Origin of the sequence: Geobacillus sp. TFV-3, from assembly GCF_009901865.1 — a bacterium.
GTDB lineage: Bacteria > Bacillota > Bacilli > Bacillales > Anoxybacillaceae > Geobacillus > Geobacillus thermoleovorans_A.
On the sequence record NZ_MPSP01000001.1, the window covers coordinates 450,159 to 468,859 of the forward strand.

An 18,701-nucleotide genomic window follows, 5' to 3' on the forward strand; every position below is an offset into this window, starting at 1 on the left:
GAGAAGCCCCCACCTCTAAGCGAAGCGTAGGTGGTGGGGGCGTGTCACATAAAGGAGGGAAACCATTGGGTGGCGTGACGAAACATTCGTTTGTGGCAGAAGTTCATCAGTTGGATAAAAAAGGAATTGGACAAACCGTCGTTTGGCATGAAGAGGACGGAAAGAGAAAGAAGCTCAAACTCGCCATTCCGTCTACCCTCCCGGGTGAGAAAGTGCGGGTCGCGATCGACGAGCCGAAACGGCGCCGGGCGATCGCCCGCTTAGAAGAAGTGATGGAGCCGCACCCGGAGCGGTTGGAGCCGCCGTGTCCGCATTTTGACCGCTGCGGCGGCTGTGTCTGGCAGCACTGGCACTATGCAGGGCAGCTGCGCCATAAAACGGAGCATGTCAAGACGCTCTTGAAAGAGCACGGATTTGACCCTGGCGTTGTCCGCGATACGATTGGCATGGAACATCCGTGGCATTACCGCAATAAAATGGAGCTTACGTTTTCTCCTGAAGGCTTGCTTGGGCTGCACGAGCAAGGAAACTTCCGGCAAATCATTTCGTTGGAAACGTGTCTCATCGCCGGGAAGAACATCGTCGAAGCAGCCATGGAAGTGGCGAGCTGGGCCCGTGATCATCGGTTGCCTGGGTATCACAAAGATACCCATGAGGGGCTGCTTCGCCACCTAATGGTGCGCGAGTCGTTTGCGACGGGGGAGGTCATGGTGGCGCTCTTTGCGACCGAGGCGCCGGAAGGGGAGCTGAAAGAAGCAGCGGCCGATTTGACGGAGCGGATCACCAAAGCGCTCCCGCAAGTGAAAAGCCTGCTTTGGCTTGAGAATCGGGCGTGGGCGGACCGCACCCAGGCGGAACAAACCCATGTGTTGGCCGGGCGCGATTTTATTTACGACGAATTGTGCGGGTTCCGCTACCGCCTTTGGTTTGATACGTTTTTCCAAACGAACCCGGTGCAGGCGGAAAAATTGGTCGAGCTGGCGCTTGAGATGGGAGAGCCGAAGCCGGATGAGAAAATGATTGATCTTTTCTGCGGGGTCGGCACGTTTTCCTTGCCGTTTGCCAAGCGGGTGAAGGCGTTGGCCGGCATTGAAATCGTCGAGACATCGATTGAATCGGCGAAGCGAAATGCGAAGGACAACGGCATTGACAATGCGTACTTTTTAGCGCGAGACGCGCGGCGCGGCATTGATGAGGTATTGGAACAGTTCGGGCGGCCGGAGCTGTTGCTTCTTGACCCACCTCGCTCAGGGGCAGGCGGGAAGGTGATGCGAAAAATCGGCCGGGCGCGGCCAGAGCGGGTTGTGTATGTCTCATGCAACCCGGAGACGTTGGCGGCCGATATTACGGAATTAGTTCCGTTCGGCTATACGTTGAAAACCGTCCAGCCGGTCGATCTGTTCCCGCATACGGCGCATGTCGAGTGCTGTGCGTTGCTTGTTCGGGGAGCATGATGGAAGGAATCCCGTTTCTTGGATAGGGAGAAACGGGATTTATTGTTTTCGCCATCCTTTTTGAAATAAATAGAAATCATTTACAGGGATAGATGTTCACTCTATGCCCACATACCAACTCCAAAGACGGAAGGAAAAGGATGACGGACGATCCTTTTCGTTTTCTCCGTCTAGCTGTACTTCTTGATCGCATCTGCCAGCAATTGCGGCAATGTGGGGATGTCGCCTGCGCTGTATGTGAATCGGACAAACGTCTCGTCCATATCGAGCGCCTCTGCGAACAACCCGGAAAGTCCACGGGCCTTGCGATCGATTTCCAAAAGAACGTCCACGCTGCGTTCAGAAACAAAGAAAATGGCTTCCAATTCGTCGAGGCGGCCTTTGAATGCTCCGCTTGCCGGTTTGAATTCAAATTCTTGGACAAACGGCAGCCGCCGCTGCCAATAGCGCGGCGCTTGTTCGCATTGGACGTGGCGGAGGCGGAATCCTAATTGCTCGGCTGCCTTGAGAAACGCCGTGACAAGCGGGTGCGGCTCGATGGTGAGATAGTCACGGTCTTGCGGATCGAGCGCCATTTTAATGTCAAGGCCGGTCTGCAGCCACACTTTCGAGGTGCCGAGCGTAACCGGCACGTCGTACGGCAAGGCGAATTGAAACGGGATCGTTTTCGTTTCGTTCGGCCCAATTGCCAGCGAGCCGCTTACTTTGTACCGCGCCAGCACCGCTTTTTCCTCGTGTTTCTTATCATCGATTTCGCGAATGTAGGTCGTGACTAACGCTAAATAAATTTCATCAATGTGCTGCTCGACGCTGCCGCCGCGGATGTCGACAATCCCTTCGACTGTTTCGCCTTGGACGTATTGCGCTTTCGCTAATTTCGTATCAACAGTGGCTGTTCCGATGCCGATAGAACTTAACAGTTTTTTGAACAACAAGTTCTCCTCCTTGTCATCGATTTCAGTTGAGAATACGGAGCGCCTAGTGAAAAGGTTCCGTTCTCCTTAATTAAAAAGGCGGGAACGATGCCGTCCCGCCCCTTGCCTGTCATTTTTGGCCGGACAACAGCCGATAAACGGCCGAAAAATTGTCTTGCCCTCAGCCGTATTGTTTGGCTAAGCCATACAGCTTTTTGGCCAAGCTCGCCAGAGGATGGATTGTTCCGCTGCCTCTTTTTTGGCTAGTTGGCCCACTTCACTCCTTCTGAAGAAGCGGCTCCGCCTTTTCTTTCGTTCGGTTGTAGACGATGAGAGAATAGCCGCTATTGAGCAAGTTTTCCGCCATGCGGCTGCCCATAATGCCAAGGCCGATAAACCCGGTCATGTTTTGCCCTCACTTTCCTTCATGGTTCTACTGTTGAGAGTAACATAACACCGAAAAGGGTTCCACTATTTTGGAAAACGGGGAGGTTTTTGCTACAATGGTTGGGAGATAGTAACAAGGAGCCGATCGTCATGAAACGAACCATCTATGTCGTCGGGGCAGCCATTCGCAATGAACGCGGGGACATCCTATGCGCCTTGCGCGCTCCCGACATGTCGCTGCCCAACGTTTGGGAATTTCCAGGTGGCAAAGTGGAAGAGCAGGAGCGACCTGAAGAGGCTTTAGTCCGGGAAATTCGCGAGGAGCTTGGCTGCACGATTTCCGTTGGCAAACTGTTGGCGGATGTATGCCATGAATATGGACATGCCATCGTGCATTTGCGGACGTATGAGGCCCGCTTAGTCGACGGGAAGCCGCGGGCGCGGGAGCATGCCGAGCTTAGGTGGGTGCCGCTTCAAGCATTGCGCTCGCTTGAGTGGGCGCCGGCGGACATTCCGACTGTTGAGGCGCTGTTGGTCGAGGGGGGAGCGCAGAAGGGCGTTTTTGATATTCTGATGAGACCGAGATCTATCGCCGATTGAGGTGAAGAAAGCCTGGTTGCGGCTGTTTGCCATGTGGCCGCACCAGGCTCTTTTTGTGTCAGCACGTTAGCGGATGTCAAGTGGGTCGACTGCTTTACCCGTCACAGTGCACGTTTCGGCTAGGGCGAGATCGGCAGCGGCGTCTTCGGCGGTGACGAGGACGCACCAGCTCGGGTTCTCGATCAAACGGCAAAAATCAAGAAAGCGCGCTTGGGCGATCGCTTCGTACCAGCCGTGGCGGTCTGAGAGCACCACGGTGCGCTCGTATGGGCGGCGCGGAGCGGCTGAAGGTTCCGTGGGCGGCAACAGCCGGTCGGCCGCTTGCTGCAGTTGTTCGATAGCGTCAGCCGACGGCTTTGTCGGGATGGCGTCAAGCCAGGCGTCAATGCACGCGGCCTCCTCGTTAGAGACGAGGCCGGAGACGGACAGCCGCATCGGAATCCACCCGTCTAGCACGATGCGCCCGCGTGCCGTATGAATGTCCCAGTGCGTCGATTCAGGAGCATCTCGGTCCATCGTAAAGCCGTGGTAATACTGGACAGGGGTGCGCCGTCCGTTGCTTTCATGAATGACCGTAGCGCCGACACGAGGTTGTGTGCCGTCTGTTTCCTGAAGCGCGAACCCGTGCGCTTGGACGGCTTCGCCGAACCAGTCGCGGCCGACTTCAAAAAAGTGGACGCCGTGTTCAATGAGAATGCCTCCGCTTCGCCGTTCGTCCCAAAACCAATGGCCTTCCGCGACGCGGTGAGCGGCGTTGTGAAGGCTTGCGTAGTCCACTGGGCCAAGAAGGGAGCGATGGATGATCTGTTTGACCGCTTCTGTGAGCGGGTGGTAGCGAAGAACGAGATTGACCGCCAACGCTCGGTTTTGACGGGCGGCGAGCTGGATGTTCGCCCGCAGCGCCTCGGTGGTGAGGCCGCCTGGCTTTTCAAGCAGCACATGTTTTCCTTCCTCAAGCGCCCGCTCGGCAAGCGGAGCGTGCAAATGCGGCGGGGTGGTGAGAATGACGATATCAACATGCGGGTCAACGATCAATTCTTCAGCTTCGCGGTATTCGCGCACGTCGCCCGCCTGCGGCTGAAGGCGGCGATAGGCGTCGATGACGCGCTGGCGTTTTTCGCCCGTCCGCCCGGCGACAGCGGCGAGGTGAAAGGAAGGAAGCGGAGCGAGCGCGTCGGCAAGAAATTCAGCGAATGCGCCGGCGCCGGCAATGCCAACATGGTAACGGAAAGATGATGAAGAAATCATGGCGTATTCTCCTCCTCCCTCACATATATATAGCATTAACGATACTCATTATACCGCAAAGAAAAAGAGGAACGAGAAAATGAAAGTTTCTAAACTTGTAGACATCAATAATGATTCATCGACACCGTTCGACAATCATTTCGCTTGCATAGGGAGAGGAATATTATGTATATTATTATTAGCAACCATCACAGCCGAGTGCTAGCAATCTATGAATCCTTTCATTTTCTCGTTCATCCGTCAAAAATGTGTCTATTTTTGTGAAAAAAGATATGGAGGGATGACGAAATGAAAGCATTGTTGCTGGCAGGAGGATTAGGTACGCGTCTTCGTCCATTGACGGAAAACATCCCCAAACCGATGGCCCCGATTGCGAACCGGCCATGGCTTGAACACCTCATCGTTCATCTTCGCGACCAAGGAGTCAACGAATTTGTCATCGCCGCACATCATTGTTCAGAAGTGATCCGTCGCTATTTCGAAGATGGGAAGCGCTGGAACGTCAAGATTACATACGTGCTCGAACCGTTCCCGCTTGGAACGGCTGGGGCGATCAAAAACGCCGAGCGTTGGTTGAAGGAACGGTTTCTCGTGTTTAACGCCGACATCGTGCATTTGCCGCAATTGATCCCGCTTTTGGATTTCCATCGTCAACACGGCGGTTTGGCGACCATTGTTTTAACGGAAGTAGACGATCCTTCTTCCTATGGAGTAGTCGAACAGAACGATCACGGGCAAATTTTGCGCTTTGTCGAAAAGCCGCGCCGCGAAGAAGCGCCGTCCAATCGTATCAACGCCGGTATGTACATTTTCGAGCCGGACGTGATGCGCTACATCCCGGCTGAGCGGGAAGTATCGATTGAACGCGAAACATTCCCGCTGCTGATCGAGAAGAACGTCGGCGTGTATGGCGTTGTCAGCAACGGATACTGGCGCGATATGGGGACGCCAGCCCGCTACCGCCAAGTGCATTGGGATGCGTTGAGCCGGGAGTTTCCGATTCCGCTCAAAGGGCGTGAAATTCAGCCGGGCGTGTTTGTTGGCGAAAACGTGGAGATTGGGTCTGGCGTCTTGTTTGTGCCGCCTGTGCTCATCGGCGACCACGTGAAAATCGGTTCGCAGGCTGTGATCGGTCCGAATGCGGTCATTGGCGACCGCTGCCAAATTGGCGCCCGCGTCCATTGCGCGCAGACGATCGTTTGGGACCGCTCCGTCATTCGCGACCGCAGCCGGCTGCAAAACAGCATTTTCGGTTATCGGACGGTGACGCCGGCGGGAGAAGTGTTCGAAGATTCGATTATTAATCAGTTCAAGGAGGCGGTGCAAGCATGATTCGAATTGCCTACGTCAGCACGTATCCGCCGCGGCGGTGCGGGCTGGCGACATTTACGGAACATTTGCGGAAAAGCATTGATGGCGTCCGGGGCCCATGCGATGGCGACCGCGTCATCGTTGTGTACAACGAAAGCGACGGCGATGACGCCTATCGCCACGACCCAGCGTATTGGCCGCTTCCGGCGCAAAACCGCGCGGCGTATGCCGAGATGGCCAAACGGGTGAATGAAAGCGACATCGATGTCGTTTTATTGCAGCATGAGTTCGGCATTTTCGGCGGCGAGGCGGGCGAATACATTCTTGATTTCATCGCTGCGCTCAACAAGCCGCTCGTGACGACATTCCATACGGTATTTGCCGATCCGCCGCTGCCGTACCGGCCGATTCAGGAAAAAATCGCGGCGGCGAGCGACGCGATCATCGTCATGAACCGACAGGCGATCCCGTACTTAGTAAAGGCGTTCGGCCTGCCAGTGGAAAAAATGGTCTATATTCCGCACGGTGCTCCAGGCCCAAGCAGAGAAAATCGCGATTCGCTTCGCCGCCGCCTCGGGTTTAGCGGCCGCAAAGTGATGTTGACGTTTGGCTTGCTTAGCCGCGGCAAAGGCATTGAGTCCGTTTTGGCCGCGCTGCCAGGCGTCGTCCGCAAAGTGCCGGAAACGCTGTATGTCATCGCCGGCGAGACGCATCCGGAAGTGAAAAAGCGGGAAGGAGAAGCGTACCGCGAGGAGTTGCAGGCGCTCATTCACCGCCTTGGGCTTGACCAGCATGTACGCATGGAGGATCGGTATTTCAGCGAAGAGGAATTGATCGATTATTTGACGGCATGCGATCTATACGTCACCCCGTATCCGGGCATGCAACAAATCACAAGCGGCACGCTTGCCTATGCGGTCGGCGTCGGTCGTCCAGTCGTTTCGACCCCGTATGAGCATGCGCGCGATTTGTTGCAAGGTTGTGAAGAGCTGTTGTTGCCGTATGGTGATACGGCCGCTTGGGAAGAGCGGCTTGGGCAGCTGTTGGCCGACGAGGCGGCGCTGAAGCGCTGGGAGGAAAAGGTTCGCCAAATCGGGGCAAACACGCATTGGCCGCGCGTCGGCGAACAGCATGTCGCCTTGTTTGCGCGCATGTGCGCTGCGAAACGCGGGGAGGTGAAGACGGTTGGCACCGTCAGTCATTAAGTTCGATCATCTCGAGCGCATGACTGACGACACCGGGTTGCTTGAGCATAGCCTTGGCCGCATCCCGCGCCGGCGCGAGGGTTATTCGACCGATGACAACGCCCGCGCCATTTGGGCGTGTCTGGAATGGCTGGCGCTGTGCGAAGACAAAGGAGAAAAAAGGCGGCTCTACCGTTTGCTTGACCGATATTTGGCATTTTTGCTTTGGGCGCAAAACGATGATGGCACGTTCCATAACAACTTTTTCTTCGACCGGACAAAAGAAGAGGAAACACCGTCAGACGACTGCTTCGGGCGGTCGTTTTGGGCGGCGGCGCTGGCATACGTTCGCCTCAGTGATCCGGCGCGGCGCGAGGCGGCAGCAGATATGCTGCGGCGGGCCATGCCGGCGGCATGGGAGCTTCGTTCGCTGCGCGGCGTCGCCTGGGGGGTGGCCGCTTGCGGCGTCTTATTGACAGAAGGACGCCCGCTTGGCGTCGATCAAGAGGAAGTGGCAGCTTTGGCCGCACGGCTTGAAGAGCGGCTACTTGCGGCGTATTGGGAGCATGCTGGCGACGATTGGCATTGGTATGAACCGGAGTTGACGTACGCCAACGGGGTGCTGCCGTGGGCGCTTTGGACGGCATATCGGCGCGCGCCGCGGGATGAGGTGAAGGAAGTGGCGGAAAAAAGCCTTGCTTTCCTTATTGAAAAAATGAGCGGATCGGGAGGTGTCATCCGTCCGGTCGGCAACCGCGGCTGGTGCAGCCGCCGCTACCGCGCCGATTGGGATCAACAGCCGCTTGATGTCATGAAACTCGCTTTGGCGGCGCGCGAAGCGTATTGGGCAACGGACGACGAGCGTTACCGCGGCGTCGTCCGCCGCTGCCTCGCTTGGTTTTACGGACAAAACGACGGCAAGGCGCCGCTTGCCGACCTAAGCGACGGCAGTTGTTGCGACGGGCTTGGCCCGAACGGACCGAACCCGAATCGGGGGGCAGAATCGACATTATCTTACTTGTTAACTGCAGCAATCGCGCAATCGATTTCGGTGGAGGTGGTTGTCGATGAATTCATCAACAACGAAACCGTTCGCATGGCCGGCACACGTGTTTAAAGAATACGACATCCGCGGGCGAGCCGGCGAGGAGCTCGATGAATCGTTCGCGTATTGGCTCGGACGGGCCTTTGCCGACATGATGCAAAACGAAGGCGAGAAGAGGGCGGTTGTCGGTCATGACAACCGTCTGTCATCGCCTGGCTTGCATCGAGCGCTCAAAGACGGGTTGCTCGATGGCGGCTGTGATGTCGTCGATATCGGGCTTTCGACGACGCCGATGTTTTACTACAGCTTATATTACACGAACATCCCATGCGGCATGATCATCACCGCCAGCCATAACCCAGGGGATGAGAACGGATTTAAAATCGCCATGGGGAAAACAACGATTTACGGAGAGCGCATCCAAGCGCTGCGGCGGGCGATGGAGCGGCTCAGCCAGGAACAGCCGCGTCCTGAAACAGCGCGGGGCGTGAGGAAACGCTTGACCTTGCTCCGGCATATATCAAGATGTTGAAGGAGAAAATCCAACTCGGTCCGCGTAAGCTGAAGGTCGTCGTCGACTGCGGCAACGGCACCCCATCGATCATTGCGCCACAAGTGCTTAAAGAGTGGGGGTGCGATGTCATTCCGCTTTACTGTGAATCCGATCCGACGTTTCCGAATCATCATCCGGACCCAGTCGTGCCGGAGAACTTAACGGACTTGATAGGGATGGTGCGCAAGGAGCAGGCTGATCTTGGCATCGCGTTTGACGGCGACGGCGACCGGATCGGAGTCGTGGATGAAACAGGTGCAATCCGCTGGGGCGACCAACTGATGGTGTTGTTCTGGCGCGAGATTCTTAAGCGCCATCCGGGAGCCGACGCGCCCGTTGAAGTGAAATGTTCGCAAGCGCTTGTTGAGGAAATTGAGCGGCTCGGCGGGAAACCGTTCTTCCATCGCACCGGCCATTCGCACGTCAAAGCGACGTTGCGCCGCCGCCCGGAGATTCCGTTTGCCGGCGAAATGTCCGGGCATCTATTCTTCAACGACGAGTTTTACGGCTACGACGATGCACTGTACGCCGCCGGGCGGCTGCTTCGTTTATTGTCGCACGATGAGCGCCCACTGTCTGAGTGGTTTGCCGATGTGCCGCAATACGTGGCGACGCCGGAGACGCGCGTCGCCTGCCCGGAAGAGAAAAAACCGGCCGCCATTGCCGCGGTGAAAAACCGGTTTGCCGGCCGCTACCCGGTCGTGGACGTTGACGGCGCCCGCATCCAGTTCCCGGACGGTTGGGGGTTGGTGCGGCCGTCGAACACGCAGCCGATTCTCGTGTTGCGTGCAGAAGCCAAGACGGAAGCGGCATTGGCGGAGATTAAGCGGCAGTTGGCGGATTGCCTCGCCGCCCTCGAATTGCGCATCGATTGGTGATGCTTTTTCTCCAAACTGTTGACGTTTGCTGTGAAGCGCTCTTTCCCGGCGTGGGCCGTCCGCAGGGCTTCCACGCCGGTTTGTTTTTGCCGTTAGGGGGGCTCATGCTTGATTTTTTGCAAATGGTTTGTTCATAATAGATAAGGATAAAAATGTATTGTAGGAGAGTTGAAGGCGTGGTGATCCGTGAATCGTTGCAATATATTCAAGATGCATACGCGGCATTGACGGAGTTGAGCATGCTTATCGTCGATGATCACGGTGCTCCCGTGACGAAAGTATCGAATATGACCGAGCTGGCGGAGCTCGTTTTGTTTGCCGCTAAAAGGGAAGCGCCATCGTTTTTCTGCCCGCGAGAACTTGTTGTTGACGGATGGCAGCGTCCATCGGTCGTGCCGGTCGGGCGTTTTGGCATGAAAAGCATCGTCGCTCCCGTGTTTGTCGATGAGAAGGCGGAATATTGGATTTGGGCGGGCGTGTTTATCGAGGAAGAGACGAAATGGCTCATTTGCGAACAGCCGCTGGTAGACGGCGGAAAGTGGGTGTCAGCCATCGAACGATCGGTGGCGCTGTCGGCGCGAGCCGTCGAAGCGAAGTTAAAAGAGATAGAAAAGATGGCGGTTATATGCGGGGAATTAATCAGCGGCGAGCGCCGCAAGCAACAATGCCGTGAATACGGAAAACGGCTCGAAGCAGTGGTCACGGACAGCTCCGCCCTAGCGGACGTGGACAAGTTGCTTTTTGAGTTGCGGGCGTTCGATGAACGCGTCGATATGGCGTTGTATATTGCCAAATGTCCGCAAGGATGGATGGTGTCGGCATCAAGCGGGGAAAAGGCCGGAAAACTGCGCGGCAAGATGATCGATGCGTTGTTTCCGCCGCTTTTGTCTTCAGAGCCGCCGCTTCGTTCGGTTTACGTTCAAGATGCGGCTTTGGATCCACGCTTTTCCTTTTTTGTCCGTCATGGCATCCGCCCGAAAGCGATGATTGCGTATCCGGCGACGTACGGGAAAACAATGGAAGGATGGGTCATGATCGGCAGCGAGGCGGCCTCTTCACTGCCGGCGGCGCTTCGTTCGGTCGGCTCCGCCCTCGTTCAACATTGGCTGCTCCTGGCTAAATGTACAGAGGCCGATATGAAAATGGACCGTCATTTGATGCGCCTGTCGATGTTGGTGGAAATTGGACGGGCCATGCGTGTTGTGCAGAACGAGGAAGAAATCATCCGGATGATGGCCGAATTCGCCGCGGAGCTCGCTTACGGCGATTTCGTCTGCGTGGTATGGTCTAGCGATGGCCAAACAGCCGTTGTCCACGAAGGGGCGATGGACGTAGAAATGGCCGTTCGTTATCGGGATGATGTCTGCCGTCGCTATGGCTGTCACGGCGAGAAGGCGAAAAGCGAGGTGCCGGCGTTGCTTCATGTCGAGGGCAAACCGGTCATGGAAGTGCCGTTTTTTGTCGGCGATGGCCGCTATGGCGTTCTCGCTGTTCATATAAAGAAAGAAAGGGAAGCGAAAGAGGCGGAAGTGTATATGACGGCGCTGGCCGCGATTGGTGCGATGATGATTAGCGGCAAGGCTCACAGCGGGAATGATGGGACGGTCAATATCGACATGCTGTCCGAGCAATTGACAGCCCGAGAGATGGATGTATTGGAGCTGCTCATTCAAGGTTGCAGCAACCGCGAAATTTCAGAACGGTTGTTCATTAGCATCCATACCGTGAAAAATCATATTACGAACATCTTTCAAAAAATTGGCGTCAATGACCGGTCGCAGTTGATCGCCCTTGTGTATCAACTAAACCACCGCCGGCAGCGCCGCTAAGGGGACATCATTGGACGATGGGTGCCATGATGTCTTTTTTTTTGGATGTAGGAAATTGGAATGAACCCCATTTTGTATTATAATGAATTGTAGTAAATAAGAACTATTTTTCGATAGAGATGAACAATCAAGGAAAAAATAGCATTCGAATCTGTTTTTCCCAGCGCTGGAGCGTGCAATAGTGGAAAAGCTGCCATGCTGCTTTGGCCGGCGCATAGGCATAACAAGGATAGGGGAATGCCGATGAAGCTTGCGGCCATGATCCGAACGATGGCGATCATGAAAACGGCAGACATTTTAAATGCGATGGACATTACCGATGAACTGGCGAAGAGAATGGGGTTTTTGCCGCGCGATCGCCTTTTTCTTCGGCTCGCGACAGAGGAAGCGTGCACGAATGCGTATGAATATTGTCAAAAAACGAGAAAGCTGCCATTTAGGATATTTTGGAAAATTGACGGGAGACAGTTTATGATCATTGTCAAGCAGAGAGGGGGATGCTTCTCCGTAGCCCAAACTGATGTCGTCAACACTGGGCCGCGCGGCAGGGGACTGCAGCTGATCGCCCATATCGTCGACGATGTATACGTGAAGCGAGCAGGAAACAACGTCTTGTTGTGCATGTGCAAATGGAAAAATGAGGGACCATTGGAGGAAGCAAAATGAGGATGAGACAAGGGGCAATTTGCACGTTGACATGGGCAGAAGATATTACGTTAAACAACGTCGAATCGTTCCGCCAAGCGATGGAAAAGTTGCTGGACAAACGGGCGGACCAATTGATCGTCAACATGGAAGGGGTCAACTACATTAACAGCGCCGGACTCGGTGTCATCGCTGACAGCGTCATGGAGGCGAGAGCGCGACAAAAAGAGTTGGTTATTTCTGGAGTGGAAGGGTCGCTTGCGGAAATTTTCCATATTGTCAAATTTTCTTCGTTTATCAAACTATTTGCTACAGAGAAGGAAGCCATGGATTATTTCAGTGGAGAATGACGCTCTATGGTGGATGGGTTTGGGGAATATGTTCAACGTTATGACCACCTCGCGTGGCGGGAGTTGCTTCTCGCCTTGGAAAAAATGAATGTATTCGTTGGGCTGGGCGATTACGTGTATTGGCTTGCAGCGCCGGAACAAAGGAGGATCTTGTTCATTTCGTCATCATGCGAGCAGCTGTACGGCCTGCCTCCGGACGACTTTTACCGCGATCAAGACATATGGGAAAAAGTGTCCTACCCGGATGATCGCGCCAAGGCGGAAAGAAAATGGTCGCTCCTTTCGGGAGCGGATACGGGGGCCCAAACGTATCGCATCATCAATCAGCGGGATGGCTCCGTCCGTTGGGTGCTTGAACGGACGTTTCCTGTGCTTGGCGAATTCGGGGAAGTGAGGCTCGTCAGCGGGGTTGTCGCGGATTTGACAGAAGCAAAGCGAAACGAGAATGAACGGCAGCTCGCTGAACAAGTGTACAAAGCGATGGAACAGGCGATGCTCGTAACCGATGGTCAGTTTGTCGTTCAGTTTGTCAATCCGGCGTTCACAAAAGTCACTGGCCATGGTGTAGAAATCGTCGGTCAGCCGCTGCATACGCTTTACACGGGTTATTACGAGGGCTGGCTTTATGAGGTGATTCAAGCGCGAACTGGGGAAAGTGGAGAATGGAGGGGGTGGATTCGCTGGCGGCGGAAAAACGGTTCGGTCTATGTCAGGCAGACGACGGTGCGGGCTGTGCACGGCCATGATGGAGGAATTGCGTTTTACTTGTTTTTATTTGCCAGTCTAACTTACGAGAATTCATACATCGCAGCGATGAAAGATGACTTGCGGCTGGCCCGCGAGGTGCAAAAGCGCGTGTTGAGCAAGCCTCTGTCGGCCAAAGGAATCCAGATTGCCGGAACGTACATCCCATCGCGGGAGCTGGGCGGCGATATGTACGCCTGGTATCCGATCGACAAACAGCGGTACGGCATTTTTTTAATGGATGTGATGGGGCACGGGGCGGCGGCCTCGCTCATTTGCATGTCGGTCCGTTCGCTCTTAAACGGCGTCATCCGCAAAGGGATCGTTCCGACGGAAGTGTTTCGCGAGTTGAACCGCCATATGCGCCAGTTGTACCATGAAAACGGGCGGATGACGTATTATTTCACCGCCGTGTATGTTCTTGTGAATGTCAAGGAACGGATGATTGAATATGCATCAGCCGGCCATCCGCCGGGGTTTTTGTTCCAGCCGGACGGAACGGTGGCGGAATTGGACCGCGGCTGCGCGCCGATCGGGCTGCTTCCGCGCCTTTTTGTCAACAGCGGCCGGTTGCGCTACGAGCCGGGGGCGACGCTTGTGTTGTATTCCGACGGGGCGATTGAAGGGGAAACAGGCTCTGTCCGGCAAAAGATTGAAGCGTTCCGCGATGCGCTAACGCCGCATATTTTATTGGACGAGCAGGTGCTTTTGGACTATCTGCGCCGCCATTTTGCGCAAAAAGGGCCGCTTCCGGACGATTTTTCGGCGGTGGTGGCCAAGCTTGGCTAAGCGAGGGGAAAAGCCGCCTATATTCGGATGATCGATCCGCTTCACAAGCTGCTTTTTTTTGATGTATGAAATGGCACCGCAGTCAAGTTTGTCTCCCTCAAAGGGGGCGGTTGCAAAAATGGCCTTTTGGGTTATCCCTTTTTACGTGTTGTGAAAAGACGGGCAAATTCACTCCCGCCGCCCAAGATGGCGGCAAACACCAAACTATAGTATAGATTCCTTTCCACAATTTAGGTTAAAATAAAGACAATTACGCTGTTGATTGCGAATACAATATAAAAAAGCAAGAGGAGGGAAGGCATATGGCGGTGACAAATCCGGCTGGATTTTGGAAGCGGCTGTTGGCTAACTTGTTGGACGCCATCGTCGTTGGCATTCCGATTTCGATCATCGGCTATCTCATTACTGGCAGTTGGGAAACGAACTGGTTTACGTCGTTGGTGAACATCCTTTACGCGTTAATCGTTCCGGTTGTCTGGTACGGGTATACGGTCGGCAAGCGGATGCTTGGCATCCGAATTGCGAAAGTGAATGGCGGCAAAGTCGGCATCGGAACGATGTTTTTGCGTTCGTTTGTCGGCGGACTCGTCTATTTTATTACGTTTGGAATCGGTCTCGTTATTAGTGCAATTATGGTCGCTGCGAGAGAAGACAAACGGTCGATTCACGATTTTATCGCTGGGACGTATGTGACAACGGAAAAACCGACGGTGTAAACAATGGAAAAAGGCGGGCTTCCGGTAGAAGCCTGCTTTTTTTAGGTCGGCGATTCGAGGCAAGTTCATCGTAAGTTTGGATGGTGCGGCGTTGTACATCGTTCCATCCATTCGTACTCGGCATCGATTGAGGTTGGCGGCCATCGCATCAAACTCCCGAAGCACGATCGAGACAAGAACGCCGTCCAACATCTGTTGAACGAATGACTTCGCTTGTTGTCTTCGTAAGACAACTGAACTGTGGGGGGCGCAGGGATGGCTTGGTTGGAAGTCTGCTGTGGGGCGGGTGTTCTGAAGAATCTCCCACCTCTAATCCTTTGTGTAGGTGGGAGAGCGTTCAATTCTAAAAACATTTGCTTAGACGTGAGGAAGGAAAATGAATGAACATTCACGAATATGTCAATGTGGTGAAGGAGAGAAAAATGTTTGAGCAATAGAAATAAGGAGGAGAATGGTTTTGTCGTTAGCAAGTTATATCATCCGCACGATGTTCGTCGTCATTCCTGGCACGGCCGCGATTGGCATGGCGATATGCCTGGTCAACGGCATTCGCGGAGGGGCGTTTTGGTGGACGCTTGCTGCTACGTTGCTGTTTGGCGCGATGCTCGGTTTCGTTTCAGCAACGCTCAACTATCGGAGGTTTGTTGCACCAATTGCCGTTATTAATGAACATTTAGGCAAGATGACAGGGGGAGATTTGACGGTGCGCATACCGCTTGATCGCGTGCAGCAGCTGCGGCCGATTGCGTCGTCGTTAAACGATATGGCAAACGCTTGGCAAAGTGTGATGGGGCAAATCCAACATCATGCCGAAGAAGTAGCGCAATATTCTCAGCAGCTTGCTGCTGTCGCCGAACAGACGACGAAAGCGACAGAGCAAATTGCGACAACGATGGAAACTCTCGCAGCGAGTGCGGAGGAGCAGGCCGATGCTGTCCGCGCCACCGCCGCGTCCGTGCATGATATTTCCCAAACTTTGAGCAACGTCGCTTGCCATACGAAAGATGTGGTGCACCGCGCCGAGAAAACGTCGGCGAAAGCAGAGGACGGCAAGCAGTCAATCGGACAAATGTCGGAGCAAATGCAGTTCATTTACGATCATGTGCAAACGCTCGGCCAAGTGGTGAAAGGGCTTGGGGAGCGCTCCAATGAGATTGGACAGATTACGGAAGCGATCACCGGCATTGCGTCGCAGACGAATTTGTTGGCGCTCAATGCGGCGATCGAAGCGGCGCGCGCCGGTGAGCAAGGGAAAGGGTTTGCGGTTGTCGCGGATGAAGTGCGAAAGCTCGCAGAACAATCAGCGCGCTCAGCGCAACAAATTTCCGAGCTGATCGGTTACATTCAAGAAGAAACGAAGCGGGCGGTTGCGTCTGCCGAACGGGTGATCTCCGAAGTGGCGAAAGGATTGAACGTTGCGGCGGCATGCGGCCAATCATTTGCCCATATTCGCGAAGAGGTCGGCCAAGTGAGCCAACAAATTGGACAAGTATCGTCCGCCATCGAGCAAATGACGGAGCATGCCCGCCAAGTGAGCGACGCACTCCAACAGATGACCAATATTGTCGAACAGTCAGCGTCCGGTGCGGCCAACGTATCGGCAGCAACGCAGGAACAAATGGCTTCCGTCGAGGAAATCGCCTCTTCGTCGACATCGCTCGGTCAGATGGCGGACGAGATGCGGGCAATGCTGAAGAAATTTTCTGTGTGAGTGAGGAAAAGGACGCTTTCTCCGAGAAAGAGGGACTTTCAAACGACGTGTGGGAGTCAAGGTTTGGAATAAAATGGTTTGCATCTTTGTCAATAGCCTGATAAAATAAAAAAGTCAGTCATCATTGTTATACGCTTATCTGCTAGGGGAGTCCGAGAGCCGGGCTGAGAAAAGAACGCGATGAAGTTCTTTGACCCTTTGAACCTGATCTGGGTCATGCCAGCGTAGGGAAGCAGGCAGCGGGAACAGATGGACGTGTCTTGTTCATTTGGCCTTTTGCCTTCGATCAGGTTCCGGTGTCGGAACCTGTTTTTATTTTGAATCGGCCGCCATCGCCTATTCTCGTGTTTGCCCCGCTTCAGACGGTGTGGCTTCGGATCTGATCTTTCATAATTTTATGTTGAAAGGGGAAGCCACGCATGGAAACCATCCGCTCGTTTATGTCGTTTCCGGAAAGCCGCAAAGTGTACATCGAAGGGTCGCGCCCGGATGTGCGCGTGCCGATGAGAGAAATTGCTTTGTCGCCAACGAAAACGCCGCAAGGAATGGTGGAAAACAAACCGGTGCGTGTCTACGATACGACGGGCCCGTATACGGATCCCGATTTTGAACCGGACGTGGAAAAAGGCTTGCCTCCCCTTCGCCGCCGCTGGATCATTGAGCGCGGTGATGTGGAGGAAATGGAGCAGTCTTCTGTTGCGATTCAGTGTTCGCTTCCGTTTGTGCACCGTCCATTGAGGGCAAAGCCCGGAAAAACCGTGACACAAATGCATTACGCCAAACGGGGGATCATTACGCCAGAAATGGAGTTTGTCGCGATTCGTGAACAAATTGATCCAGAAATTGTCCGTCAAGAAGTCGCCGCTGGTCGGGCCATTATTCCGGCCAATATTAACCATCCAGAGAGCGAACCGATGATCATTGGCCGTCGTTTCCATGTGAAAATTAATGCCAATATCGGCAACTCGGCTGTTTCTTCATCGATTGAAGACGAAGTGGAAAAACTGCTTTGGGCGGTGCGCTGGGGCGCCGATACGGTCATGGATTTATCGACCGGCAAACACATTCATGAAACGCGCGAGTACATCATCCGCAATTCTCCGGTTCCCGTGGGAACAGTGCCGATTTATCAGGCGCTTGAGAAAGTAGGAGGGGCGCCGGAGAAGTTGACATGGGACGTGTACCGCGAGACGCTCATTGAGCAGGCGGAACAAGGCGTCGACTACATGACGATCCACGCCGGTGTGCGGCTTCATTACATTCCGCTCACCGCCAACCGGACGACCGGAATTGTATCGCGCGGCGGCTCGATCATCGCCCAATGGTGTTTGGCCCACCATGAAGAAAACTTTTTGTATACGCATTTTGAAGAAATATGCGAGATTTTGAAACAATACGATGTTGCGATCTCCCTTGGCGACGGCTTGCGCCCCGGCTCCATCGCCGACGCGAACGATGAGGCGCAGTTTGCCGAGCTCGAAACGCTCGGCGAGCTGACGAAAATCGCCTGGAAGCATGACGTGCAAGTGATGATCGAGGGGCCGGGGCACATTCCGATGCATAAAATTCGCGAAAATGTCGAGCGGGAACAGGAGCTTTGCCACGGGGCGCCGTTTTATACGTTAGGGCCGCTTGTCACCGACATCGCGCCCGGGTATGACCATATTACGTCAGCGATTGGCGCCGCCATCATTGGCGCTTATGGAACGGCGATGCTTTGTTACGTAACGCCCAAAGAACATTTAGGGTTGCCGAATAAAGAGGACGTACGCGCCGGGGTCGTGGCCTATAAAATCGCCGCCCATGCGGCTGATCTGGCAAAAGGGCATCCAGCCGCTCAGCAGCGTGACGACGCGCTCTCGAAAGCGCGCTTTGAATTTCGCTGGAACGACCAGTTCAACTTATCGCTTGACCCGGAGCGGGCCCGCGAATACCATGATGAAACATTGCCGGCTGAGGCGGCGAAAACGGCCCATTTTTGTTCGATGTGCGGGCCGAAATTTTGTTCCATGAACATTTCACATGAACTGCAACGGAAAATCAAAGAGGAGGGGATGAAAGAAAAAGCGCAACAATTTATTCGGCAAGGGTCGTCGCTGTATCAATGACAAGAAGCGTGCTGTGATGCTCGGCATGGTGGAGAGGAATGGAGGTTCGATCAACGGAAAAAGCATGAGCTGGAAAACGCTCGGTGCTGATCGAAGCAGCAGGGGGGGCGAACGTTCATCGCCCCTCTTGTTTGTCCTGCAAATTGGCGCGGTTCATTACTATTTTAAAAATATATAATTTTTTAAAAATATATTTACAAATCATTTCGGATTGATTATGATAATGGCATAAGGC

At 54.3% G+C, this 18,701-nt stretch carries 14 protein-coding genes, 2 pseudogenes and 1 riboswitch; of the genes and pseudogenes, 13 read left to right on the top strand and 3 right to left on the bottom strand.

Going from position 1 to position 18,701, the window contains the following annotated elements:
* Positions 1 to 65: 65 nt before the first annotated feature.
* A complete protein-coding gene (gene rlmD, locus BJQ97_RS02265; protein WP_160155343.1) occupies positions 66 to 1,454 on the top strand; it encodes a 23S rRNA (uracil(1939)-C(5))-methyltransferase RlmD in 1,389 nt (462 codons plus the stop codon).
* 170 nt (positions 1,455 to 1,624) lie between these two features.
* Here the strand turns inward: rlmD and BJQ97_RS02270 are convergent, their stop codons facing one another.
* Positions 1,625 to 2,389, bottom strand: a complete 765-nt coding sequence (locus tag BJQ97_RS02270) for a sporulation protein (RefSeq protein WP_201451652.1) — start codon at positions 2,387 to 2,389, stop codon at positions 1,625 to 1,627.
* A gap of 265 nt (positions 2,390 to 2,654) precedes the next feature.
* A pseudogene (locus BJQ97_RS02275) lies at positions 2,655 to 2,774 on the bottom strand (NAD(P)-binding domain-containing protein); the annotation flags it as partial.
* Positions 2,775 to 2,905: 131 nt separating this feature from the next.
* On the opposite strand from BJQ97_RS02275, the gene BJQ97_RS02280 reads away from it, so the two are divergent.
* Positions 2,906 to 3,355 carry a (deoxy)nucleoside triphosphate pyrophosphohydrolase gene (locus BJQ97_RS02280; protein ID WP_160155346.1) on the top strand — a complete coding sequence of 150 codons (450 nt, stop codon included), beginning with the start codon at positions 2,906 to 2,908 and terminating at the stop codon, positions 3,353 to 3,355.
* A 66-nt stretch (positions 3,356 to 3,421) separates the two neighbouring features.
* Here the strand turns inward: BJQ97_RS02280 and BJQ97_RS02285 are convergent, their stop codons facing one another.
* Positions 3,422 to 4,603: a Gfo/Idh/MocA family protein gene (locus BJQ97_RS02285; RefSeq protein WP_160155347.1), complete on the bottom strand. Its 1,182-nt coding sequence runs from the start codon at positions 4,601 to 4,603 to the stop codon at positions 3,422 to 3,424.
* A gap of 288 nt (positions 4,604 to 4,891) precedes the next feature.
* On the opposite strand from BJQ97_RS02285, the gene BJQ97_RS02290 reads away from it, so the two are divergent.
* The 11 genes and pseudogenes from BJQ97_RS02290 to thiC all read left to right on the top strand — a co-directional run bounded on the left by BJQ97_RS02290 (position 4,892) and on the right by thiC (position 18,466).
* Positions 4,892 to 5,935: a nucleotidyltransferase family protein gene (locus BJQ97_RS02290; protein ID WP_160155348.1), complete on the top strand. Its 1,044-nt coding sequence runs from the start codon at positions 4,892 to 4,894 to the stop codon at positions 5,933 to 5,935.
* Positions 5,932 to 7,119: a glycosyltransferase family 4 protein gene (locus tag BJQ97_RS02295; RefSeq protein ID WP_160155349.1), complete on the top strand. Its 1,188-nt coding sequence runs from the start codon at positions 5,932 to 5,934 to the stop codon at positions 7,117 to 7,119. The genes BJQ97_RS02290 and BJQ97_RS02295 overlap by 4 nt, the downstream gene beginning before the upstream one ends.
* Positions 7,100 to 8,215, top strand: coding sequence for a YyaL domain-containing protein (locus BJQ97_RS02300; RefSeq protein ID WP_160155350.1), 1,116 nt, complete (start codon positions 7,100 to 7,102; stop codon positions 8,213 to 8,215). The genes BJQ97_RS02295 and BJQ97_RS02300 overlap by 20 nt, the downstream gene beginning before the upstream one ends.
* Positions 8,166 to 9,574, top strand: a pseudogene (locus BJQ97_RS02305) (phosphomannomutase/phosphoglucomutase). The gene BJQ97_RS02300 and the pseudogene BJQ97_RS02305 overlap by 50 nt, the downstream one beginning before the upstream one ends.
* Before the next feature lie 176 nt (positions 9,575 to 9,750).
* Complete coding sequence (locus BJQ97_RS18030) at positions 9,751 to 11,403, top strand: helix-turn-helix domain-containing protein (RefSeq protein WP_160155351.1); 1,653 nt, start codon at positions 9,751 to 9,753, stop codon at positions 11,401 to 11,403.
* 243 nt (positions 11,404 to 11,646) lie between these two features.
* Positions 11,647 to 12,069: an ATP-binding protein gene (locus BJQ97_RS02315; protein WP_160155352.1), complete on the top strand. Its 423-nt coding sequence runs from the start codon at positions 11,647 to 11,649 to the stop codon at positions 12,067 to 12,069.
* Positions 12,066 to 12,398 (top strand): STAS domain-containing protein, encoded by a 333-nt coding sequence (locus BJQ97_RS02320; protein WP_160155353.1) that lies wholly within the window; start codon positions 12,066 to 12,068, stop codon positions 12,396 to 12,398. The genes BJQ97_RS02315 and BJQ97_RS02320 overlap by 4 nt, the downstream gene beginning before the upstream one ends.
* Positions 12,399 to 12,404: 6 nt before the next feature.
* The gene (locus BJQ97_RS02325) at positions 12,405 to 13,931 is read left to right on the top strand and encodes a SpoIIE family protein phosphatase (protein WP_160155354.1); all 1,527 of its coding nucleotides are present in this window, start codon (positions 12,405 to 12,407) and stop codon (positions 13,929 to 13,931) included.
* Between the two features lie 302 nt (positions 13,932 to 14,233).
* Positions 14,234 to 14,647: an RDD family protein gene (locus BJQ97_RS02330; protein WP_160155355.1), complete on the top strand. Its 414-nt coding sequence runs from the start codon at positions 14,234 to 14,236 to the stop codon at positions 14,645 to 14,647.
* A 457-nt stretch (positions 14,648 to 15,104) separates the two neighbouring features.
* On the top strand, positions 15,105 to 16,358 hold the full coding sequence (locus BJQ97_RS02335; RefSeq protein WP_160155356.1) for a methyl-accepting chemotaxis protein: 1,254 nt from the start codon (positions 15,105 to 15,107) through the stop codon (positions 16,356 to 16,358).
* A 134-nt stretch (positions 16,359 to 16,492) separates the two neighbouring features.
* Positions 16,493 to 16,606: riboswitch (TPP riboswitch) on the top strand.
* 171 nt (positions 16,607 to 16,777) lie between these two features.
* A complete protein-coding gene (gene thiC / locus BJQ97_RS02340) occupies positions 16,778 to 18,466 on the top strand; it encodes a phosphomethylpyrimidine synthase ThiC (protein ID WP_160155357.1) in 1,689 nt (562 codons plus the stop codon).
* Positions 18,467 to 18,701: the final 235 nt, after the last annotated feature.